Origin of the sequence: Aeromonas sp. s5, from assembly GCF_040907865.1 — a bacterium.
In the GTDB taxonomy this organism is placed as follows: Bacteria; Pseudomonadota; Gammaproteobacteria; order Enterobacterales; family Aeromonadaceae; genus Aeromonas; species Aeromonas dhakensis.
On the sequence record NZ_JBFOCO010000030.1, the window covers coordinates 1 to 2,033 of the forward strand.

The 2,033-nt window shown below is 54.7% G+C and carries 2 protein-coding genes; both read left to right on the forward strand.

Features of this window, described 5'->3' with window-relative positions; translation table 11 throughout:
* Nucleotides 1-1,137 (forward strand): elongation factor Tu (gene tuf, locus AB5Y94_RS16755; protein ID WP_017788708.1); only part of this gene is annotated, 1,137 nt, incomplete at its 5' end.
* Between the two features lie 113 nt (nucleotides 1,138-1,250).
* Complete coding sequence (gene gmhB, locus AB5Y94_RS16760; RefSeq protein ID WP_021465292.1) at nucleotides 1,251-1,793, forward strand: D-glycero-beta-D-manno-heptose 1,7-bisphosphate 7-phosphatase; 543 nt, start codon at nucleotides 1,251-1,253, stop codon at nucleotides 1,791-1,793.
* The last annotated feature ends 240 nt before the right edge of the window (nucleotides 1,794-2,033 follow it).

Genomic DNA, 2,033 nt, shown 5'->3' on the forward strand with positions numbered 1-2,033 from the left:
ACCATCGGCCACGTTGACCACGGTAAAACCACCCTGACCGCCGCCATCACCAACGTGCTGGCCAAGCACTTCGGTGGTAAAGCTTTCGCCTTCGACCAGATCGACAAGGCGCCGGAAGAGCGTGAGCGTGGTATCACCATCAACACCTCCCACGTAGAATACGACACCGCTACCCGTCACTACGCCCACGTAGACTGCCCGGGTCACGCCGACTACGTTAAAAACATGATCACCGGTGCTGCCCAGATGGACGGCGCGATCCTGGTAGTAGCAGCGACTGACGGCCCGATGCCGCAGACTCGTGAGCACATCCTGCTGGGTCGTCAGGTAGGCGTTCCGTACATCATCGTGTTCATGAACAAGTGCGACATGGTAGATGACGAAGAGCTGCTGGAACTGGTCGAGATGGAAGTTCGCGAACTGCTGTCCGAGTACGACTTCCCGGGTGATGACCTGCCGGTAGTACGTGGTTCCGCACTGAAAGCGCTGGAAGGCGAAGCTCAGTGGGAAGAGAAGATCCTGGAACTGGCTGGCCACCTGGACACCTATATTCCGGAGCCGGAGCGCGCAATCGACCAGCCGTTCCTGATGCCGATCGAAGACGTATTCTCCATCGCAGGCCGTGGTACCGTAGTAACCGGTCGTGTAGAGCGCGGTATCGTTAAAGTTGGTGAAGAAGTGGAAATCGTTGGTATCAAAGATACCACCAAGACCACCTGTACCGGCGTTGAAATGTTCCGCAAACTGCTGGACGAAGGTCGTGCAGGTGAGAACGTTGGCGCACTGCTGCGTGGCGTGAAGCGTGAAGATGTAGAGCGTGGTCAGGTACTGGCCAAGCCGGGCACCATCAAGCCGCACACCAAGTTCGAATCTGAAGTGTACGTACTGTCCAAAGAAGAAGGTGGTCGTCACACCCCGTTCTTCAAAGGCTACCGTCCGCAGTTCTACTTCCGTACTACCGACGTGACCGGTACCATCGAACTGCCGGAAGGCGTAGAGATGGTAATGCCGGGCGACAACATCAAGATGGTTGTTACCCTGATTGCGCCGATCGCGATGGACGACGGCCTGCGTTTCGCCATCCGTGAAGGTGGCCGTACCGTAGGTGCTGGTGTTGTAGCTAAAGTTATCGCTTAATCGATACTTTATATGCACACATGAAAGGGGTGGCTTCGGCCACCCCTTTTACTTTTGGGGCTTTAAATGGCCTGTGAGATACTTTTGCGAAATCATTAATAGAGGTAGCTGCTGTGAGTAAACCCGCCATTTTTCTGGATCGCGATGGTGTCATCAACAAGGACACGGGTTATGTCAGCCAGGTTGATGACTTCCATTTTCTGCCCGGGGCGATTGAGGCCATGCAATTGCTGAAGAAAAAGGGCTATTTGCTGGTCGTGGTGACCAACCAATCCGGCATCGCCCGTGGTTACTTCACTGAAGATGACTTCATGAACCTGACCGAGTGGATGGATTGGTCCCTGGCCGATCGCGATGTGGATCTCGATGGTATCTACTTCTGCCCCCATCACCCGGACCACTGTGCCCCCTGCGACTGCCGCAAACCCGAACCGGGTATGCTGTTGCTTGCCCAGCGGGAGCTCGGTATCGACATGAGCCGCTCTTATATGGTGGGTGACAAACCTTCGGACCTGAAAGCCGCCATCAATGCCAAGGTCGGTCACAAGGTCATGGTCAGAACAGGCAAGCCGATTACTGATGCGGGGATTGAGCTGGCCGATGCCATCTACGACAATCTGCATGATTTTGCCGTTGCAGCACCTGTCGCAGGTTGATTTCGCTGGATTAAGATGCATTTTGGTGGCTTTGTGAGCGATTGAACGATGAAGGCCATCTTTTTGCAATTATTCCCTTGCCAGAACGAATTCACTCCCTATAATGCGCCTCCATCGACACGGCAAGCGGCAACGCAAAGCCTGAGTCGGTAGCCTCGAAAAGCCTTTGAAAATAAGGCTTGACTCGAGAAGGCGGTTGAGTAGAATGCCACTCCCGCAGCAGCCAAAAGCTGCGTCGCT